This is a genomic window from Candidatus Chlorohelix allophototropha (genome assembly GCF_030389965.1).
Taxonomy (GTDB): domain Bacteria; phylum Chloroflexota; class Chloroflexia; order Chloroheliales; family Chloroheliaceae; genus Chlorohelix; species Chlorohelix allophototropha.
In genome coordinates this window covers 2,859,261-2,880,261 of the sequence record NZ_CP128399.1, presented here as the reverse complement: position 1 = coordinate 2,880,261, position 21,001 = coordinate 2,859,261, and the positions used below count along the sequence as shown (strand labels likewise).

At 45.8% G+C, this 21,001-nt stretch carries 18 protein-coding genes; 8 read left to right on the top strand and 10 right to left on the bottom strand.

Annotated elements, in window-relative coordinates; all coding sequences use genetic code 11:
• Positions 1-6: 6 nt before the first annotated feature.
• From OZ401_RS12595 to OZ401_RS12585, 3 genes are read left to right on the top strand one after another with little or no spacing between them, the layout of a single operon-like run.
• A complete protein-coding gene (locus OZ401_RS12595; RefSeq protein ID WP_341468595.1) occupies positions 7-741 on the top strand; it encodes a nuclease-related domain-containing protein in 735 nt (244 codons plus the stop codon).
• A gap of 24 nt (positions 742-765) precedes the next feature.
• The gene (locus OZ401_RS12590; protein ID WP_341468594.1) at positions 766-1,815 is read left to right on the top strand and encodes a prenyltransferase/squalene oxidase repeat-containing protein; all 1,050 of its coding nucleotides are present in this window, start codon (positions 766-768) and stop codon (positions 1,813-1,815) included.
• Positions 1,812-2,873, top strand: a complete 1,062-nt coding sequence (locus OZ401_RS12585; protein ID WP_341468593.1) for a DUF362 domain-containing protein — start codon at positions 1,812-1,814, stop codon at positions 2,871-2,873. Before OZ401_RS12590 ends, OZ401_RS12585 begins: the two co-directional genes overlap by 4 nt.
• Before the next feature lie 830 nt (positions 2,874-3,703).
• Here OZ401_RS12585 and ltaE read toward each other — a convergent pair.
• The 4 genes from ltaE to OZ401_RS12565 all read right to left on the bottom strand — a co-directional run bounded on the left by ltaE (position 3,704) and on the right by OZ401_RS12565 (position 8,930).
• Positions 3,704-4,747: a low-specificity L-threonine aldolase gene (gene ltaE / locus OZ401_RS12580; protein WP_341468592.1), complete on the bottom strand. Its 1,044-nt coding sequence runs from the start codon at positions 4,745-4,747 to the stop codon at positions 3,704-3,706.
• A 28-nt stretch (positions 4,748-4,775) separates the two neighbouring features.
• Positions 4,776-6,299: a stage II sporulation protein M gene (locus OZ401_RS12575; RefSeq protein ID WP_341468591.1), complete on the bottom strand. Its 1,524-nt coding sequence runs from the start codon at positions 6,297-6,299 to the stop codon at positions 4,776-4,778.
• Complete coding sequence (locus OZ401_RS12570; protein ID WP_341468590.1) at positions 6,299-7,363, bottom strand: ABC transporter ATP-binding protein; 1,065 nt, start codon at positions 7,361-7,363, stop codon at positions 6,299-6,301. Before OZ401_RS12570 ends, OZ401_RS12575 begins: the two co-directional genes overlap by 1 nt.
• Before the next feature lie 139 nt (positions 7,364-7,502).
• Positions 7,503-8,930 (bottom strand): hypothetical protein, encoded by a 1,428-nt coding sequence (locus OZ401_RS12565; protein ID WP_341468589.1) that lies wholly within the window; start codon positions 8,928-8,930, stop codon positions 7,503-7,505.
• Positions 8,931-9,278: 348 nt separating this feature from the next.
• On the opposite strand from OZ401_RS12565, the gene OZ401_RS12560 reads away from it, so the two are divergent.
• Together OZ401_RS12560 and OZ401_RS12555 are read left to right on the top strand one after the other, a co-directional pair.
• Positions 9,279-10,049, top strand: a complete 771-nt coding sequence (locus OZ401_RS12560) for a hypothetical protein (RefSeq protein WP_341468588.1) — start codon at positions 9,279-9,281, stop codon at positions 10,047-10,049.
• 86 nt (positions 10,050-10,135) lie between these two features.
• The gene (locus OZ401_RS12555; protein WP_341468587.1) at positions 10,136-10,654 is read left to right on the top strand and encodes a hypothetical protein; all 519 of its coding nucleotides are present in this window, start codon (positions 10,136-10,138) and stop codon (positions 10,652-10,654) included.
• Between the two features lie 44 nt (positions 10,655-10,698).
• On the opposite strand, the gene OZ401_RS12550 is transcribed toward OZ401_RS12555, so the two are convergent.
• The gene (locus OZ401_RS12550; RefSeq protein WP_341468586.1) at positions 10,699-10,926 is read right to left on the bottom strand and encodes a hypothetical protein; all 228 of its coding nucleotides are present in this window, start codon (positions 10,924-10,926) and stop codon (positions 10,699-10,701) included.
• 152 nt (positions 10,927-11,078) lie between these two features.
• On the opposite strand from OZ401_RS12550, the gene cofC reads away from it, so the two are divergent.
• The gene (gene cofC / locus OZ401_RS12545) at positions 11,079-11,744 is read left to right on the top strand and encodes a 2-phospho-L-lactate guanylyltransferase (RefSeq protein WP_341468585.1); all 666 of its coding nucleotides are present in this window, start codon (positions 11,079-11,081) and stop codon (positions 11,742-11,744) included.
• A 58-nt stretch (positions 11,745-11,802) separates the two neighbouring features.
• Here the strand turns inward: cofC and OZ401_RS12540 are convergent, their stop codons facing one another.
• From OZ401_RS12540 to OZ401_RS12525, 4 genes are all read right to left on the bottom strand, one after another.
• The gene (locus tag OZ401_RS12540; protein ID WP_341468584.1) at positions 11,803-13,407 is read right to left on the bottom strand and encodes a DNA repair protein RadA; all 1,605 of its coding nucleotides are present in this window, start codon (positions 13,405-13,407) and stop codon (positions 11,803-11,805) included.
• A 75-nt stretch (positions 13,408-13,482) separates the two neighbouring features.
• Positions 13,483-14,094 (bottom strand): RdgB/HAM1 family non-canonical purine NTP pyrophosphatase, encoded by a 612-nt coding sequence (gene rdgB / locus OZ401_RS12535; RefSeq protein ID WP_341468583.1) that lies wholly within the window; start codon positions 14,092-14,094, stop codon positions 13,483-13,485.
• Positions 14,095-14,153: 59 nt separating this feature from the next.
• Positions 14,154-15,266 carry a M24 family metallopeptidase gene (locus OZ401_RS12530; RefSeq protein WP_341468582.1) on the bottom strand — a complete coding sequence of 371 codons (1,113 nt, stop codon included), beginning with the start codon at positions 15,264-15,266 and terminating at the stop codon, positions 14,154-14,156.
• Between the two features lie 20 nt (positions 15,267-15,286).
• Positions 15,287-16,696 (bottom strand): S41 family peptidase, encoded by a 1,410-nt coding sequence (locus OZ401_RS12525; protein ID WP_341468581.1) that lies wholly within the window; start codon positions 16,694-16,696, stop codon positions 15,287-15,289.
• Between the two features lie 358 nt (positions 16,697-17,054).
• On the opposite strand from OZ401_RS12525, the gene OZ401_RS12520 reads away from it, so the two are divergent.
• A complete protein-coding gene (locus OZ401_RS12520) occupies positions 17,055-19,586 on the top strand; it encodes a serine/threonine-protein kinase (RefSeq protein WP_341468580.1) in 2,532 nt (843 codons plus the stop codon).
• A gap of 1 nt (position 19,587) precedes the next feature.
• On the opposite strand, the gene OZ401_RS12515 is transcribed toward OZ401_RS12520, so the two are convergent.
• Complete coding sequence (locus OZ401_RS12515; RefSeq protein WP_341468579.1) at positions 19,588-20,283, bottom strand: SanA/YdcF family protein; 696 nt, start codon at positions 20,281-20,283, stop codon at positions 19,588-19,590.
• 268 nt (positions 20,284-20,551) lie between these two features.
• On the opposite strand from OZ401_RS12515, the gene aroQ reads away from it, so the two are divergent.
• Positions 20,552-20,998, top strand: coding sequence for a type II 3-dehydroquinate dehydratase (aroQ, locus tag OZ401_RS12510; RefSeq protein WP_341468578.1), 447 nt, complete (start codon positions 20,552-20,554; stop codon positions 20,996-20,998).
• The last annotated feature ends 3 nt before the right edge of the window (positions 20,999-21,001 follow it).

The window sequence follows — 21,001 nt, the reverse complement described above, 5'->3', positions numbered from 1 at the left end:
GCACTATTGCAAGCTAAAGGCACTTCTTCAGCTTATCGTCAGTTGATTCTTCGAGACCTCGGTTTGGCAGGGGGACTTGGTATAGTTGCCTTGCTATTTATATTTCTGGCATTTTCGATTTCCATTTGGATACTGGCGCTAGGCTTGCCCCCTTTAGCAGGGGCATTCTGGTTTGGCAATCGGGCGCGTGTCACGCTCCAGAAATGGCGCAGCCAAGAGCGACTGGCAACACTATTGCACCAAGTTCTGGGTGAGAATTATATATATTTCCTCAATCTGCTGTTATCTGAGAACCGTTCAATTGGAATGATTGATGGGGTGTTATTAGGTCCTTATGGCGCGCTGGTACTAGAAGTAGCCCCTTTTTCTGGTCAATATATTTGCGAGGGAGACACTTGGTACAAGTACATGGGAGAACAAGGCGCAGACATCAAAGAACAGCCTATTCTTAACCGCAAACGTCTCAAGGATAGTCCCACTTGGAAGGTAATACGTGCCGCCCGTGAGGTAAAATCGTGGTTGTCGGTGCGGAACTTACCGCAGGTTCCGGTTCAACCAGTGGTAGTGCTGGATAGGGGCAAATTATTTTCTTCTAAACACCCCAATTGCCCTATTGTCGAACATGCTGATTTGGAGAATTATCTCAAAGAGCATTTATTCCACAAAGGGTCATCTTCCGAGGCATCTGTCGTTAGCGAAGGAATGTTGGAGCAAATTGCCCAACGCTTAAAAAACGCTTGAACCATTTCCATCAAGGTGTTTTTTGTGGGAATATATGATAACCAGATACGTCTGGCGCTTGATTTTCTGGTAAAAACACAGAACCCTGACGGTGGTTGGGGTTATAAAGTTGGCGGTCAAAGCTTTGCAGAGCCAACTGCTCTGGCTTTGTTGGCGCTTTTCCACCCCGATATTGGGGCTGGCAGGTTGAATGCTCCTCAGCCCTATGTAGATGCGGTTCAGAAGGGGCTTACGAGGCTGCGTGCTGATCAGCATCAAGACGGTGGGTGGGGCATTTTCAAGGAAGATCAGTTTAGCGGCTGGATGACTTACCTTGCAACTTGGTGTTTTAATATTCTGCTTAAAATCCCCGAACTGTCAGCGCTCTATGCCAGACCTGAGGATACCGATTTACGGGGCAGGGCGCGTGGCGTGATTTTGAATAAACAGCGCGAACCAAAGGTCACTCAGAAAGAGTGGGATATTTATAAAAAACTACTGAGTATTGACTCGAATCTGTTAGGTTGGAAATGGGGACCTAACGCTACCGAAGCAGGCTTTGTGATTCCAACTGCTTTGGCAATGATAGCCTTGACGGTGGAAGATCGCGTAATAGTAGCCGATAGTGACCAGATTCAAGAAGGTAAGGCTTACCTACGTGACCGCGCATGCGCTGGCGGTGGTTGGAACGTAGGTAACCCTTATATGTACGATAAACAATTGCCTCCAACCCCGGATGGAACCGCCTATGCTTTACTGGCTTTTGCCGTCACGCTTAGCACTTCAGATTTTGGCGGGACACAGGAAGTGTGGAGTGGTGTTTCAGTGTTGTCCGATTTTGTAGAAGAAACATACAGTGACCATGTGTTGGCGCTTGGCTTGACGGCTTTACGCTTTTATCCGGATATCGGTACTAATAACTCAGATCGCCTGAATCGCTTTTATATCAAGCTACTCAAAGGCACTCCTTCCCAAACCGGTAAACCTGCCTCAAAAGGACAAGCTCTCAGTGGTGGTTGGATGGATAGTCCTCATTCTACTGCCTTGGCAATTCTAGCTTTAAGCGATAATCTTTATTTTGTACAACCGCAATGACAATAAATCCTAACCGTCCCAGACGTAGAGTAATTAGTCGCCGCCAGTTTACACGCCTGATGCTTACAGGTGCAATCGGTGGTTCCTTAGTGTTGGTTGAATTTGCCAGTCGTCCCCTTGGGATAATTAAGTGGATTAGCTTAAATTTCCGCCGCATTGGAAAAGGCTTTGGGGAGAAATCACAGGTGGCGATAGTTAACGCAACCTATGAGGGTGATATTTTAACGCCCTTACGCACTGCTTGGGAAGCGGTAGATACTCCCTCGGCAACCGGTAAGCGTGTTGTTTTAAAGCCCAATATTATTTATAACTTTCCCGACTCAGCTATTAATACGCACCCCGCCGTATTGGAGGCAGCTATACGTCTTTTCCGGGAGCAGGGCGCGAAAGAGGTTATCGTGGCGGAAGGCTCAGCTTACCAGCGCGATATTACCGATTTATTGTATCAGAGTGGTATTCAGCAGGTATTGGATAAACTGAATGTGCCTTTCGTAGATTTGAATCACGATGATTTGGTTAAGGTGAATACCAAAGGCGGTTACAACAGTCTAGAGTTCATGTGGTTGCCAAAGACAATTGCTCATGCAGAGTTGCTGGTTTCGATGCCTAAAATGAAAACTCATCACTGGGCGGGTGTGACTCTGAGCATGAAGAATTTGTACGGGATTGTGCCGGGCATAAAATACGGCTGGCCCAAGAATATTTTGCATGTGACCGGGATTGAGCAAAATATCGTTGAATTGTACGAAACAATGCCTCCACAAGCTACCATTGTAGATGGAATTATGGCGATGGAGGGAGACGGTCCTTTGTTTGGAACACCTAAACCCGCGCAGGTGCTGGTAATCGGGCGCGATCTGGTAGCGGTTGATGCTACATGTGCTCGTATAATGGGCTTTGAACCAACCAAAGATTTCCTTAAACATATCTGGTATGCCGATTGGCTTGGTCAGGGTGTGATGAGCAAGGATCGGATTATACAGAAAGCTTTACCTGTTGAGAGCGTGAAACAGAATTTCACCCCTGCCCCAAAACCCGAAGATGTAGCCCGGTATTAGGAATATAAAAGGAAAGAAGCTCTGGCAAGAGTTCCAAAGCTTCTTAAAGTTCTCTATTTAGTTTATGGGCTGAAGACACGCGGGCTAACCAGCTTATTTGCGCTAGATTAACCTGAGTCGCTTTTGCGTTACACGACTCCTCGGCTCAAGCAGCGGTGAAGGTTCTAACGGAACCATCTTGGAAGTGGATGCGTGGCTTTCTATACGCCTTTGCATTCCTCTTACTTACACCGAGCTACAGGAACCAACTATTGCTTATCGCCCCAGCATACTGTCTAATTTATCTCGTGAGTACCGCTGATCTTTTTATTACCGATTTTGTTAACCCTGTAATTTTACTTTGGTTCTGTGTGTCTACATACACCTTAGTTTAATTACAGTTCAACTACACTCACCACTTAAAACCTATAGCATCAGGGCTTATCCAGCGCGTTTACACTACAAGTTTACACAAATTTACTAAAAGATCAGATGCAGTAGTACTGGGGCTTTATCTGTCTTCCTGCCAAACTCCAAATAGCACATGAGGTTTAACCATACCAGTACACCTCCTATTTGGGACTTGCAAGTGAAGCTACCACCAATAACAGAGAAAGATGCGCACTTTTGAGGTGAACATCCTTATTTATCTTCCCAAGAATTGTAGCTTCTCAATTCTGTGGGGTGTAGATATTCTCTCTACATCCACAGTATATAGCGGTTTTGTATGCGAGTCAATAGTATTTTTGTTAAAAATTAACAAATCGTTAATAGATATTTTTTTATTAAGCACTTTACAAGAGCAATTAATTATATGCCTTTCTCCTGACTGTAGTAGGGAGCAAAGTTTATTAATTCCCACTAGAAATGCCTGAGATTGTGGTCAATGCTTCCTCGATTCCGCTTCGATCTACCTCGTAATGGGTCACAAAGCGGATGGTATAAGCTCCCATTGAGTTAATCAAAACACCTTTTTGCTTCAAGCTTGCTACCCATTCATCGGCGGTACGCCCTGAACCTGTAGTATCTGCCATCACAATATTAGTCTGCACCGTTTCTAGGTCTACCTCTAGTCCCTTTACCTGTTGTAAGCCTTTAGCGAGGAGGTGTGCATTGTAGTGATCTTCAGCCAGTCGTTTGGTCATTTCAGTCAGAGAAATAAGACCTGCCGCTGCTAACACCCCCGACTGCCGCATACCGCCGCCTAGCATCTTTCGATTCTTGCGGGCGCGTTCGATGAACTCCCGCTTACCTACCAACACCGAGCCAACTGGCGCACCCAAACCTTTTGAGAGGCAGAGCTGAACCGAGTCAATCTCGGCTACCAGTTCTCGTACATCTTTGCCAAGATAGGTAGCAGCATTAAATACCCGCGCTCCGTCCAAATGGACTGGTACATCATGTGCATGCGCTGTATCGCAGATTTCTTTTGTAGCCTCGATACTCATAGCCGTACCACCCTTGCGGTTATGGCTATTCTCAAGGCATACTAACCCAGTTACAGGATAATGAATATTTTTACCTCTAATGGCATGCTCAATCTGTTCGAGAGTGAACTTTCCCAGACGGTCTTCCGCAACGGTGTGGTACATCACGCCGCCTACTATTGCGCCCCCACCTACCTCATAATAGAAAATGTGGGACTCTGCGCCCATTATTACTTCCTGCCCTCGGCTGCAATGGGTAATTACCCCAATCAAATTACCCATAGTACCGCTTGTTACAAATAATCCCGCCTCCTTTCCCATTATTTCGGCGGCTGTTTCTTCCAGCTTGTTTACAGTGGGGTCTTCTCCATACACGTCATCACCCACCTCAGCTTTGTACATAGCTTCACGCATTGCTGCGGTAGGCTTGGTTACTGTATCGCTGCGTAGGTCTATAATTTTCGACATTTTCTTTCCTATTATCAGTTATGTAAAGTTAAAATCTCGAATTGGTAATCCAGCATCCTATTACAGGCGTTAAATTGCCCTCAATTAATGCGGCTACAAATAACAAAGGAATTATCAACGCCATCAGCTTTATATAGTTTACCAGAGAAAATTGTAGGCTGCGCCCAATACTCATACCCTTTGGCGGTGCTATAAAGCAAGTAGCTACTTGTAATGCCGCGCCGGTAGCCATAATCGCGGCGGGTAACTCAATAATTCCATGCGGCAGGATAAAGCCTATAAATAGCAGAAATATATTTGCTCCCGATTGCGCCATTATATTACCCAACCCGCCGATTGGGGCAATCGCTGCCATGAGAAGGAGCAAACCCCCTATCCCCATTGATATGAAGCCAAGCCCACTTCCGATGAGTACCGACTTAACATTGTTGAAGAAAATGAATTGCCAAGTTATCCCGTAATCTGCCAGTAGCTGGGAATTGCAGGCGGGATTCTGGGCGCTGGCTACCTGATCTTTGATACTTCCTTGATATTGCGCTAATAACTCTTTTACGGGTTGTAGGGTTGTAACCCACCAGCCGATAAATATTGCAATCATCAGACTTACCACTACCATAATGATAGCCGGTCCATTGAGCTTTATAATCTGGGGAATGTCGTAGCGGTACAAGCGCCACAGGCTGAATTTTCGTAGGTTGCTTTTCCGGTTGTAAATGGCTTCTTCAGGAGTACGCGCGAACAGATAAAGGAAATTGGAGAAGATTGCTTTTATCTTCAAGCTATCTCCACCTTCGCGCGCGAGAATTTCTTCACGATTAAAGACTCTTACACCCGTGCGTAGTAAAATCACGAAGATAAATAACAGGCTAAGCAATACGAAGAAAAGCATATTGCTCTGACCGCTGATTACCAGAAGCGCTTCTATTTGTACGATGATAGTCATTGGCAGAATGACGAAACTGGCTAACAGGTTTGCCCCTCGCACACTGGTTGAATGGCTACTTACTATTACTGCCCCTGTCACCATTACCAACGCTTCCGCCGTTCCAAGCAGTATAAAGAATATGAGGTTTAAGGGGTCGGCTGGCATTGGTCCACCTGTGAGCAGAATTCCTATCACAAATACCAGTGTGCCGTAAGCGCTGGAAAGTATAGTAGGAATTACTGCTGCCAGAAACTTACCCATGAATAATTCCAGATCGGTTAGGGGAGCCGAAAGTAAAGCCTCTAAGCTATTACGTTCCTTCTCGCCCACGAAGCTTTCAAAAGCGATGATTAGCGAGAAGGACATTGGGAAGAACCCAACCGATAATGTAGCAAAGGGTAGCACCCTATCCTCGAAAGTGCCCGGTTCAAGGCGTTCCAGCATAGTTTTACCGAACCGTATAGCCAGCACCACCAGCGAAGGGACAATAAAAGTCAGACTTATTAGGGGGGAGAGAATACGCCAATCACGCATACTGTCCCGAAGTTCGCGCCGGGTGATTATTAAAGCGCGTGCAATAGAGGAGGGTGGCTGGTTACCAATTCTAAAAGTTAAATTTTTTAGCATTAACGTACTGCCTCCTCTTGCTCAGCCTGTGTTTCTTGCGTCTTGTTGGCTTCTTCTTTACTGCGGTTTCTAAACCAGCCTTTGCGTTTTTCTTTGAGCTTTGACAGGGTTTGCTCGCTTTCATCGCGGTTCTGGTTGGCGGTAGCAGGGGTTCCTGCAATCTTGAGATACACAGATTCAAGGCTGCGCGGCGTTTCGCTGATAGTAATTACCTGATAGCCACTTTCTACCAGAATTTTTAGCAAGTGCGGATTGTATTTTTCTGGCTCCTCGCATCGGTAAGTGAACCAATCTACACCGGAGTCGCTTACTTCGACTAGCTCTTTCAAACGGGTTGGCAAATTATCCGGTTGCTGATATTGTGCCAACTTCACGGTAAAGCTTGGTGCGCCAAGTAAACGGCGTTTCAAATCGTCGGGGCTTCCTTCGATTAGGATTTCACCTTTGCGAATTATGGCAATATGGTCTGCCAGTTCTTCTGCTTCGTATAGATTATGGGTACACAAGACAACCGTGCGATTTTGTTTTTTTAATTCTGAAATAGAATCTCGTACCAACTTCGAGCTATAAGGATCCATTGCACTGGTAGGTTCATCGAGGAACAGCACTTTAGGGTCATGAATTAAAGCGCGGATAAGGGCAGTTTTCTGGCGCATCCCTTTTGAGTACTCGCCGATTTTTAGCTTTCTAGTTTCCCATAGGTCAAATTGGCGCATCATTTCTTCGGTGCGGCTGCGTCTGGTTTCTTTAGGCACATTGAAAACTTCTGCGAAGAAATCCAGATATTCCTCAATCCGCATACGCGAGTACAATCCGGGTAGCTCAGTGAGATGACCGATAGAGCGACGCACTTCAAGAGCTTGTGTTACAGTGTCGTACCCGGCAATTTTGGCATAGCCTTTGGTTGGTGCAAGAATAGCGCTCAACATACGGGTTGTAGTGGTTTTCCCTGCGCCATTATGTCCCAATAACGCCAAAACCTGTCCTTCTTTAACTGTAAGCGAGACATCGTTTACTGCCATAAAGTCGCCGAATACTTTTGTTAGGTTAACTGCTTCTATCATACTTCACTTCCAGATAAAATTTGTTTGAAGAAAACTGTATAACGCAAGATATGGCTTTTATAGATAGCAGGAGCAATCCCGAAAGTCGGGACGCTCTTGCTTACGTTAATCAAGTCAGACTTGTTAATGCGGAGTAAAGTTACTGTCGATTACGTTGCTGTATAAAGTAGAACGCCGCGCCACCGCCGCCTACCAACAAGACTACGATACCAACGATAATGAGATTTAACGCACTGGAATTATCCCCACTCCCGGAACTGCTGCTGGATGTTTGCGTAGGAGCTGCTATCGCTGCTGTAGTAGCAACTGCTTTTGTGGTAGTAACTGCCGCTGTTGTGTTAGCTTGCGTAGTTGCCACCGCTGCTGTAGTAGTAACCGGTTGTGTGACGGGTGTAAAAGGCACCGGCGTTGGTAAACCTTTTTGGTTTATAAATGCCAGCGCATCTTTCTTTAAGGCATCATAAACAGGCTTGGTTTTGAAATCGGTGGTGACCATTTGGAAATAATAGTCACTTCGATCAGGTGTAATATCTCCCACTTGGCGGAAATACCACATAAAGATAACACCAGACCATGACCAGTTATCACGTGCATATTTGTAGCCACGTACCGTGTAATCAGCCTGTTGTTGTTCGGTGACACGTCTCCAGATGAGTTTATCTGCGGGAAAGTCTGCTGGGGAGGCGTTCCAGCCATATTCGTTGAACCAGACTTGTTTAGTGCTATCACCGTTTTTAACCGCTATATCGTGAAGCAATTCCACTCTGCGGAAGTTAAGCTTCTGAGGATCGGGCGCATCTTCAGGCGGAAACTCCAAGCCGTAGCCATTAGCGGCTATTACATCGAAGTAGGGTTTTGCGCCAGCCTGATACATTTGGCTAAAGAAATCCAGTTCACTCAGGTTGGTAGGACCTTTCTCAACTGTCATAGCAAGCGGCGCATTCATGACCTTAATGTTTGGGTCTGCGCTCTTAGCCGCTTGGTAAGCAAGTTTAAGCATCTCTACATATTTCTTAGCATCCGGTGTGCCTGTCCATTCGTAGCCTAGATTCGGTTCGTTCCAGACCTGAATATAGTTAATCTTGCCTTTGTAGTGAGTCACAAATGCTTTGATAAAATCGGCATAATCTTGGAAATTCGCGGGTGGGTGCATTGGGTCGCCACTCTGGGGATTAGCCCATAACGGGGTGCGATCGAGGCGTGCAACAATATTGATATTGTACTTCACTGCTAGGTTTACGATCTGATCAAACTTCTCCCAACTCGATTTCTGGAATTTGTCATCATAGAAGTAGCCCTTGCGGAACTCGATTTCATCCCAAGAAAACTCTTGCTTCACCCAACCGATACCAGCCTCGGAAATCAACTGGAAAGTTTTCTCTTTCTTCCAGTTTTCCACTTCCTTTTCTAGGAAAGTGTTAACCCCGTAAGGGTTTATGGTCTGAGTTTGGGCGGTTGCGCTTCTAGGCAAGAGCAGCGTGGTAGCTACAAGTTGTAATATCAGAAGGAAAACCACTATTAGCGGCAGAGACCGGAATTTTTTAGAAGAGGGCATGGAACCAAACAACCTGTTTCTCCTTTCAAGAGACTGTGGGTTAATAGCTAATTGACCCTAATAAAACTTCTAGAAAACCAATTATAGCAGAGTCAAACCTTAAACATATCGGACTTATAGGCTATGTACCCCCCATAATAATGACGAACAACCCTTGATCTTAGTTTCACGTGAAACGAACTTCCGATTGTAGCAACTGCCACATGTTTAACGTGAAACATCCCTATAATGTTTAACGTGAAACATGTTGGTATTAGACGGGAATTACCCTCTTGATGCAGTTACTATCATTGTAGTGTTATAATGTACAGGCAAGCTATACTTTATATTGCTATTATGGGCTTAAATATAGGTTTGGTTATGAGTAATACCACCGATAAAAATAGCACTGGCTCTTTGTCTGGAATCGGCAATAGCAAAAACATCATGCCTCCTTCGCTATCACCTAGAGTTCCAGTGGCAGTTTATAAGAATCCTGAAGTGCAACGCACCCGCCGTCTTTTTCGCTACGGGCTTTTTATCTTTGCTCCAACCTTTTTTATCGCCTCTATCATTCTTGTTATATATCTAACCTTTGTTTCAGCAGCAGGTGAAGTTAAGCCCGGCACTACCACCGAATCTATTACAATGGGTGATGTGCCTTTGCCAGCCGGCATCCGAGAAATTACTAAAACACCAGACTCGATTCAATCGAGCTTGGCAGATAATATTGTTTCAATTGCTATGCCTAATTACCGGGTTGCTTCTAACAAAACGGAGATTTATGTTATAAAGCAATCTGCTGAAGAGCTTAACAACTACTACAGCAAGAAGCTTGTCCCGTTACAATGGAAGCAATTCAATCAGAAAAAACTTGAGGTAGATTATGGCGTAACTGGTTATGCTACACCGCCAAGTAAAAGTCCTGAGCCTACTGTTGATCCCAAAAGTAAACAGACCAGCACTTTTATTATCTATTATTACACTCGCTCTACTAAAGACCCACGAGTTTATGATGTGCTTTTTTTACGCTATGAACAGCTTTTGAATGAGACCCAATTAAAGAAAAGAACCGATTTGGTTGGTCGTAAGGCAGAGGTAGACGATACCTTGATTTATCTTAGCAAGCTTCAAATAGTTCAACGTGGTTGATTGCTGATTATAGAATTACTAGACTAAGAGGAGATTTCACTGTGTTTAAAAAATTTCTGGGTTTTACACTAGGTGCTGGAGTGGGATTGCTAGCATTTTATTTACTACGACGTTATTCCGCAAAGCAAAAGGCAGTTACAGCGTCAAAGTCTGCCACGCCCGCTAAGTCTGAATCGCCAACGATGCAGATTTCTAACCCTCAGAGCACTGCTAGGTTTACCGTTCGTAATTCCGGTCCCAAGCCACATGGTCCTAATGTCATTGATGAAGTTAATGCCGCTGTAGGTGCAGAAAACAAAATCACTCTTACCGCTAAAAAGCCTGTAGTTGCATCCGATTCCACCGAAGTGGTTGCCGAGAATGTAAAAGAGGCTGTTGAAGACACTTCGATGATTGTTTTGGAAGGTCAGGATGATTTTACTTTAATCGAGGATATCGGGCCAGTTTTTCGCAGCAAACTCTATGAGTCTGGTGTTACCACTTTTAAAGCTCTTTCTAAGTTGAGCCCAGAAGAACTTGCTGAGAAAACTGGCATCAACGCTACTCGGATTGAGCGAAATAGATGGGCTGAGCAAGCAGCTAAACTGGCGGCTGAGAACAACTAACTTCTTATGCTGAAACGGCGCGAGATGCAAGTCTCGCGCTTTTTTTATTCTGTTAACCCTCGCTTCTCAATCATGCTTTGGATAATTGCCAGTTCTTCTTCTTTCTTTCTTAACTCCTCGTCGGTGTATTTCACAACCGTTGTAAAAGCCACAATTTCCGCATCGCGTCGATAAATTCGAATTTCCTGAATCGTATTGCGGTAGCGGTTTGCTAAAGCTAATAACTTTTCATCAGAAAGCTTTTCGATTTTTTGCAAATAATCTTCCAACATAAATTTAAGCCTTTTGTTTCGCACCAATTTGTAACAGCTTGTTAAGATTAAACACCATCTACTTCTCCATGATAATAGCACATTTCTAACTTTATAAAAACCTTCACAATGTTATAATCAGTTATACTCATAGAACTATAGAGGACTGAGAGTTGCAGAATACGCTTTATACCAAACCGAATATACAAGTGCTTGTGCCGGTCAAGCCTTTTTCAAAAGGCAAAAGCCGTATAGCGCCATTGCTGGATTTAAACCATCGTACTATTTTGGCACGACACCTACTATTGCATACCCTTTCGGTACTTAAAGATATTTCCGCGTTGGGTTTTATTTCGGGGTATAACGTTGTGAGCGCAGATCAGGAGGCATTGCGCATGGGGCGTTTTTATGGCGCAACATCCTTTGAAGAAAGCTCAGACGGTCAGGAAATCGGATTAAATGCCGCATTGGAGTTAGCTGCTCGTCAAATATCCAATAACACACACTGTGATGCCTTGCTAATACTGTTAGCCGACCTGCCGCTACTGGATATCGGAGTTTTGCATAATTTTTTACTCCTGCAAGATACTCCATTTGTTGCAATTGCGCCTGATCGTCTGCACAAGGGCACTAACGCGCTACTTCTTGCTCCTTCAGAATTACTCGATTTTTCTTACAGTTTTGGGGAAAATAGCTTCGCGCTTCATTTGAGGAAATTTCATTCTTGCGGGCTAAAGAATATACGGCAATGCCATATACCTGAGTTAGCTTACGATTTGGACACCCCTGAAGATTTTGCTCGGTTGCCTCAGAAATGGCAAACGATTTCTGTATTTTAGTAAAACCCACTACTTTTCCACACATTTCCACATTTACTGTGGATAACGTTGCATGCAATCAAAAATCCCCAAGCTCGGAAACTTCCAACTCTTTCTCAAGCTCGTTCCCATATTCGTCAAATTGGGTATAACTGGGTGAAATCTCTTTTTCCTGCGGTGCATTCGGTTTGTGGCGTCGGGCATTTCCACTATCCGCTAAAGCTTTATCCAACGCTTCTGCCAGCGTAGCTACTGGCACGCCCTTAAACCCCTCCGGTAATTTCAAATCGCGACCGTTACTATGTGCGCTTTTGGGGTAGATTGCGCGGGTAAAGCCAAGTTTTGCTGCTTCTGCCAGCCTACGTTCAAGCTGACTGACCATACGCACTTCACCGGAAAGACCAATCTCGCCTATCAATACGGTATTAGAGTCTATTTCCGCTTCTCTATATGAAGAAGCGATAGCAGCGGTAATACTTAAATCGGCAGCTGGCTCGGTGATTTTTAAACCACCTACCACATTTACATAAACGTCCTGATTTCCCAGACCAAGCCCACAGCGTTTGCTCAAAACTGCACTAAGCATTAGCAGGCGGTTCATATCAATACCGTTGGTGGTTCGACGCGGCATCTGGGTGTAACATTGGCTGCACAAACCTTGAACCTCTACCAGAATAGGGCGAGTACCCTCCATCGTTACCGCAACTGCCGAACCGGGCGCACCTTTCTGCCGTTCTTCCAAGAAAACTTGCGAAGGGTTAGTCACTTCTGCCATACCCTCGCCGCGCATTTCAAAAACACCTACTTCATTGGTAGAACCAAAGCGGTTTTTTACACCACGTAAAAGTCGGTACTGATGAAATCGGTCACCTTCCAGATATAGTACACAATCCACCATATGCTCTAACACGCGAGGTCCGGCTATATTTCCTTCTTTGGTAACATGCCCCACGAGAAATACGGGCAAGTGTAATTTCTTAGAAAGGCGCATCAAGGTTGCGGCACATTCCCTTACTTGGGTTACGCTACCTGCCGCCGAGTTAATTTCTGCGCCCAACGATTCAAAGCCGCTTGCACCAAAGCCTAAAGAGAGGTCTTCTTCCTGCCGTTCTTTGTGGGTAAGATACACCGTCTGGATCGAGTCTACTACTACCAAAGCGGGCTTCAGGTGTTCGATGTGGTCTAGAATCAAGTTGAGGTTAGTTTCTGCCAGTAGGTAAAGGTTTTCAGGGGCAAGCCCCAATCGTTCGGCGCGCAGCTTTATCTGGTTAGCAGATTCTTCTGCCGAGACATATAGCACCTTGCCGATTGATTCTGCCAAAGCCGCAGTTACTTGTAAGAGCAGGGTAGATTTGCCGATTCCGGGATCGCCGCTAATAAGTGTAAGTGAGCCGGGCACAATACCGCCGCCCATAACTCGCTCGAACTCGCCAATCGGTACGGGAATCCTTTTGAAATTTTCAGAGCTTATTCTAGCTATGCTTTCAGGTTTGTTGCTGCTTAAGGCGGCGCGATTTTGCCGTGCGCTTTCTCCGCCACTACTACCCACTGTGCGCTCTGCCACTTTGACTGTTTCTGTGAAGCTATTATAAGCGCTACATTCGGTACACCTGCCCAGCCATTTGAGACTCTCGAAGCCACATTTTTCACATGTAAATACTACTTTTGCTCGCCCTTTAACCATATGATAGCCTTCTTACTCAGATTACTCGTGAACATTGATAGAATTATTATATCATCTTATAGCATAAATGTTCTATCAAATTGCTTGTATATATTTCCTGAGATAAGGAGCAAGTTTGCGCGCCGCGTTACCACGGTGGCTGATTAAGTCTTTCTCTTCGTTACTCAGGTCAGCCATACTATTATTATTGCCTGCTTTGCTCGGCAGAAAAATCGGGTCATAACCGAACCCATTATTTCCGGTTGGCGTAAACCCGATCGCACCTTCGCAGATTCCTTGCTCGTGTTCTATAATCGTGCCGTCCGGCGCGGCTAAAGCCAGCAAAGCTATGAAGCGTGCAGTGCGGTTCTCTTGTGATACATTTTCCAGTTTTTTCAAAAGGTAACTAATCCGGTAAGCATCGGTGGCGTTTTCTCCGGCGTAGCGTTTGGAATACAGACCCGGTTCACCGTTTAGCGCATCCACTTCTAGCCCGGAGTCATCTGCCAGTGCGGGTATGCCGGAAGCGCGTGCAAAGGCAGCCGCTTTCAACGCGGCGTTCTCGTAATAGCTTTGTCCCGTTTCCTCAACATCAAAATCCTTCAAACCCAAATCGGCTGGTAAAGCCAGTTCCAAGCCTTCTATATTAAATAGCCTTGCCAGTTCTAGCACTTTGCCTCGGTTGTTGGTTGCGACCAGTATTTTCACGTTAATTTACTCCCAAATAAAGAGGACGCAGTTTGCCTGCGCCCTTCTGAATATTGTTATTAGCGTACTGTGACAATTTCATGCGTGCTGAGGTTGATATTTTCTTCGCCGTTGTCGGTTACTATTGCGATGTCCTCAATGCGCACTCCAAAACGACCCGGCAGGTATATTCCCGGTTCGATACTGAAGGCCATACCCGGTTCTAATATAAGCTGATTGCCGTTTACAATATAAGGTTCTTCGTGTACTTCCATACCGATGCCGTGTCCGGTGCGATGCACAAAAAACTCGCCGTAGCCTGCATCCACAATTACTTTTCGCGCTGCTGCGTCCACACTTTCGCAGGTAACGCCGGGCTTTGCCTGTGCATGTCCCGCTGCGCGTGCCTTATTTACAACGTCATATACTTCACGGTAAAGGGGGTCGGCATCCGCACCCTCTACCAACACCATGCGAGTCATATCACTGAAATAACCCTGATACATCCCACCGAAGTCCAGTACAATCGCATCGCCCGGCTGAATTATTCTATCTCCGGTATGGTGGTGTGGCTGCGCCCCGTTAGGTCCACTCCCCACGATACAGAACTCCATTCTTTCTTGGCCGTGTTTGAGTAACAGGTTATTGATATCGCCCATAATTTCAAGTTCGCGCCTACCTGCAAATTTAAGTTGGCGAATATCATCAAAGGTGCGGTCTGCGATTGCTGCCGCTTCCTTGAGCAATTTTACCTCTGCGGCAGATTTGCTTATCCGCAGTTTTTTAAGTATCTCGGTTGCGGTTGTCCAACTTGAATTTGGCAAGATACGCTGTAGTTCCAGCAGGAACATACTCCACAAATGCGCACCAACTGCCGCTTTGACTTCCCGATTTACAGAATCGCCCAAGGCTTCCAGCAAACTGCCCTGTGGTCCGACCCCATCAGACCAATCCAGCAAATCAAAATAAGTAGCGTGTTTGCCGGTAGCAAGTTTTTCCAGTGTTGGTACTATCATAACGGGCTGTCCAGTTTGAGGCACGATAAAGAGCATCATACGCTCGTTTTCCATGCCGGGTGTGCCGATTAGGTAGCGCATATCTGCGCCGGGTCCAAGAAATAGGAAATCTATTTGAAGTGAAGCCATCACCGCTTGCGCTTGGCGACAGCGTTCTTCATATATATTTGCACTCATTTTACTGATTTCTCCGTTTTCTATAAAGATTGGATATAAGCTAGGGCTTTTTCGAGTATTGAGTCTTTGCCTTGGTTGAGCGAAGATAATTCCATATCTACAACTTCATCGGGTATAACACGGTCTACTACTGAGTCCAATTGGGTAGGGTCTTGTATTACTCGGAAAATTGCAAGGTTTAGGATCGAGCTATCGGGCATTCGTACTAGGTCACTGCCTACTAGACACCCGGCAGTGGGCTGTCCGAAAAGGCGGGCGGTTTTTTTGAGTTGCAGCGCATAACTGAAAAGCTCAGCTTCGGCGGCAGTAGTGCCATCTACCAACACTGCTAAGGGCTTATTGAAGACGGTAACGCCCGGTATGCTGTTCATTTGTAACGCCGAAAATTTACCCTGAGCATTGCGCCCCGACATTATCAGCAAGCCGTTGTCCTGTACAAAACGGCTCAAGAAACTGCGCACCGTGCTGTAATTGCCGTAGCGAGTGCCGCGTAAGTCAATCACAAGACCCTTAACGTTTTGCTTGCTCAATTCACTGAGGTTATTGTCAAATTCAAGGTTCAGATCGGTTAACTGGCTGCGGTTAGGAAAGCTATTTATTCGCAGATAGCCTACGTTGCCAATAATCTGTCGCTCAAAGGTTTGCACCTGCGTACTACCGCGGGTGATTTGTAGCTGTTCGGTTTTTCCGGTTACCGCACGTTTTATCTCGATACTGACCTGTGTACCGGGTGTGGGTTTATCTCCGCCAACCAGCAGGCGTGAAGCAGTTCCTATACTCATCCCTACGATACTTTGACCACCGACTCCTCTGATGGAGTCCCCTGTTTTCAAGCCCGCCTTATCAGCCGGACTACCGGGCACTACCCTAGAGATATATAGCCCTTCGCCTCCTGCTGGCGCTACTACAATAATTCCTAAACCAAGCGCAGGGGCTGTACCCGCGACATTCTGAATTAGATCATCTGTATTGGCAGGAGGGTAAAAACCGGTGCGGCACTCTCCTAACGAACTAGTGGCAGCTTGCACTGCCCCGTAAGCCAGCGGTTCTTCTCCTATCTGGCTCTGGTATTTCTCTAGGGTCAATGTGTACGCTTGCAAGAATAATTGCCAGTCTCCGTTTAGGTCTCCGCTAAAATCGGGAATAGGTACTTGAGGATCGTTTATACCATTATCTTGTAGATAATTTTTCATCCCGCGTAGCGCAATTTCATATACATTTGCGCTGTTCAAGGGATAAAAATAACTGCCGATTAGCGCCTGAAACGCCGCTTTTACCATATCAGCTTTCGAAGGTTTCACGCTGCCAGAGGTAGGTTGCAGGGTTGGGCGTGGAGTATTGGTTGGAAGTGGCGGTAGTGGCGTAATGGTAGGTATAACTGCCGCTTGGGTTAAAGCGATATCTTTTTGCGCGGGGGTAGCAGTAACCACACTAGGACTGCTGGCGCTACATGCACCCAATAGCAAGGATAACAACAAAAGGATCGTTAACCCTGCCAAGTTAGATTTACGATTACTTTTCTGCCAATTTAGATTTTTTAAGATAAAAAAGCGCATTTTAAGAACACATATCCCACAAGATATAAGAATTGCTCCACCGATAAAAGAATTATACATGATAGCACGATATCAGTCATTATAATTGAGCGTTATTCTTCCAGAATCGTAATTGTTTTGTGAAGCGACTACTGATAAAATAGGCGTTAATTGCGGCTTAACATGGAGAATGGTTGCATATATTGTACCCTTGCCGCAAGCGGTCTCAGGGTTAGAACGGAGCAAGAATAAAATGCCTGCGGATGCAATGCCCGAAACAATAGGACCTTATCACGTAGTTGATCTGTTGGGAAAAGGCGGTATGGGGTCTGTTTATAAAGCTTATAAACCCCCTTTGAAACGCTACGTTGCAGTTAAGACCATAAAATCAGAGTTTCTTTCCTCTCCCGGTGCATTGGAACGGTTCCGGCGCGAGGCAGAACTTTCTTCACAGCTAAAACATCCAAATATTGTAACCGTCTATGACTACGAAGAAGTTCCCGGTGCAGATAGTTATATCGTGACCGAAATCATCGAAGGCGGTATTACTCTTCGCGACCGTTTGCATGAAGGCAATTTAAATCTGGCTGAGATTTCTGGAATTATTAACCAAATTGCCTCTGCGCTTGACTACGCCTACGAAGCCCATAATATTGTGCACCGCGACATTAAGCCCAGCAACGTATTTTTCGAAGGTGGCAAGCGGGTAGCGCTTGGGGATTTCGGTATAGCCAAAGATGTTAGCCGTAGTACCCAACTTACCTCTTTGGGTGAAGGCGTTGGTACGCCCGATTATATGAGTCCTGAACAGGCTATGGGTGAACCGCTCGACCGCCGAAGCGATATTTACGCGCTAGGTGTGGTGCTTTTTGAAATGCTGACAGGCTCGTTGCCTTTTCGGGGAGATACGCCTATTTCGGTAGTAATGGGGCATATTCAAAAACCAGTGCCACCTATCCGTTCCATGAACCCTGATATCCCGCCAGCGGTTGAAGCGATTGTAAATAAAGCGCTTAGCAAAAAGAAAGAAGATCGTTACGCATCTGCCGGGGAAATGGCGCGGGCATTGGAAATGGCTATAAAAGGCGGGTCTGTAAATCCGGCTACTATCGCGATTTCGCCTTCCCACTATGGTTCGCCGCAGAACAGCACTTTTGGGATGGCTGCTGCACCCTCTTCAAATCCTCTTGCTACACAGGAACTCAACGTCATTACCGAACTCGAAAGACAAAATCAATATCAGGAAGCCTTCAATCGGTTGCATACCTTGCAATCGCGCTTTCCTGCTGATACCAACATTACTACCCGCTACCGTTTCTATGTAAGCCAAGGTTATGTGCCAAGCGCCCGCATGACGGGCAGCGTTACCGGAGTACCCGGCACTGCCCCCGCTGCTAATTACGGGTTTAATACTCCCTTACCGTCAAACTATACCCAACAAGGTGCTACTTCTTCCACCGGTGGCGGCGCGGTGGTGTCTCCAAAACGCGGATCAAAAACAGGCTTGATTCTTGCCATAGTCGGGGTAGTAGTAGTTGCAGCAATCGCCGTGATACTTATAGTGGTGGTTGGTGGTAGCAAACCCACCCCTACTGCAACTGTAGCTATAACCACAGCGGTTATCACAACCGTGCCGCCTACTGCCACCAGCGTCCTTCCTACACCCACTACCTCGGCAATAGATTTCGCTGTGCAGCTAAATAAAGACGGCGAAGGATTACTGGCTAGCGGTGATGTGCAAGGTTCAATTGACAAGTTCAAAGAAGCTGTCAGGCTTGCGCCCAACGTAGCAATTTACCATGATAATCTTTCAGCTGCCTATAATCTTACCAAAGATTACGCTCTGGCAGAAAACGAAGCGCGTCTCGCCGTCAGTATTGATGCCAGTATAGCCCGTTTCCATAACAATCTGGGTTTGGCGCTTTTCAATCAGGGTAAAAAATCGGATGCGCAGAAATCCTACGAGGAAGCCACCCGCTTGAAACCTAGCGAACCACTTTACCATCGTAATCTCGCTGAATGTCTGGTTGATCTAGGAAAGCCGGACGTGGCAGAACAGGAAGTACGCAGGGCTATTACTCTTTATGCTACTGACACAAGCAAAGATAAAGACAAGAATCTGGCAGCCGCAAATAACATTTTGGGTGATTCTTTGCTGGATCAGGACAAATACCCTGATGCCGAGAAAGCTTATCGCGATGCTGTAACGCTGGTGCCTAACTCTGCCATTTATCAACTTAACGTGTCTAATGCGCTTTATTACGAAAAGAAATATCCGGCTGCAGAAGCGGAAGCTCGCAAAGCAATTTCGCTCGATCCAAATTATGCTGCTGGTTATAACCTATTAGGTCTGACGCTTGAGTTGCAAGAGAAATGGGGCGACTCCAACCTTGCTTATGCCAAGGCGGTACAAATAGAACCTAAAGTGGCGCTTTATCATCGGAATGTGGCGGGTACGTTGATTGAGCTTAAACGTTATACCGAGGCAGCGCAGGAAGCTCAAGCAGCTATCGATATCGACCCTAACAACGCCAGCAATGCTCGCGCCTATAACTTGCTAGGAATTGCGCTTTATCAGCAAAAGAAATATCCCGCGGCAATTGATGCTTACCAGAAAGCAATTCAGCTTAACGCCAAAGTGTCGGTCTATTACTCAAATTTGGGGCTTTGCTATGAAGCTACTACCCAACCGTTGAAAGCGCGTGAGGCATACCAGAAAGCGTTGGATGTCGACCCTACTAATATGGATGCCAAGGATGGGTTGAGCAGAATAAAAGTGCCTTAGCTTAGCGATTGGCTTCCGGGGTAGGTTTGAAGATATTAATGTCAAACCACGAGCCGAGAATTGCAAAAAATTCCCGACCGTTGTAAAAATCCTGCCCCGGGTAGCGTTCTAGCCCTGCTTTCAACCCTATCGAGTCGATTCCTAGCGATTTGCACAGGTAAAGCGCACGGGGCAAATGGTAACCTTGCGTTACCAGTATCGCGCTGTGTATTTGAAAACTATTTAAAGCGCGCCAGCAACTATCGTAAGTACGTAGCCCCCCTGAGTCTTTAATAATCGCTGAAGCCGGAACACCCCTTTGTTGGGCATACAAGCTCATGGCGTTTACCTCGTTATTGTCGATTCCATCTCCGGTCATCATCAGTTTTTGCACCTTGCCGCTTTTATACAAGGCGATTCCAGCATCTATTCGATCAGCCAACATCCAACTGGGAGTACCATCGCGATTTAAGCCTGCTCCAAAGACAAGCGCAACCGGACGCGAAGGTATTCCGGAGACCTCGTTGTATATAAGTGAGTTTTGACCTTCGGTGATAAAATAAACCAGCAAGAGAGGCAATAATATGATTATTATTAATAATATCAGCGTTAGTCGTAAGCGTATTCGCCATTTTGAAACGCGCCTTGCTGGTTTTTTTTTCTCAAGAGTCGCGTTGGAGGCTTTTTTATTACCTCTCCGCGTATCAGATTGAGCCATCAAAAACCTTCCAGTAATATAACGGACGTTATATTACATTAACAGGTTTGTTGCAAGAAACGATTTTAGGACGTAATTCTTTGCGCCCACCACAGAGTAGGAAGGGGATGTAAGTTCAAAAGGTCACTCCTTGCGACCTCGGTAGGCTTTCCATTGCCTGTGTGACCCGTAAGGGTTTACACCGCTTTCCACCTTTGCAACTGCCCTGATTATATTACATAGTAGTAGCACCCAACCGCTATTATAACCTATTAAGGAGGTTGAAGTTATGGAACCAAAACCAAAAAAGATTTTGCTGATTAACGGACCAAACCTAAATTTGTTAGGTGAACGCGAGCCACAGGTATATGGCTACACTACCTTGTCCCAAATTGTGGAAAAAGTGAGAAATGCGGCTATCAATGCCGAATATGAACTCGAAGACTTCCAGAGCAACCACGAGGGGGCGCTTATAGATTTTGTGCAAGCGCGACGCAAGGAGATTTGTGGTATAATTATTAACCCGGGAGCCTTTACCCATTACAGTATTGCACTGCGTGATTGTCTTGCAGCGTTGGATGGGGTCTCAATTGTGGAAGTACATCTATCCAATGTATATGCCCGTGAGCAATTCCGGCATCACAGTCTGATTGCGCCCATAGCTAAGGGTCAAATCGCCGGCTTTGGTCCCAAAGGTTACTTACTTGCTTTAGAAGCGCTTGTTGGCAGCTTCTAGGAT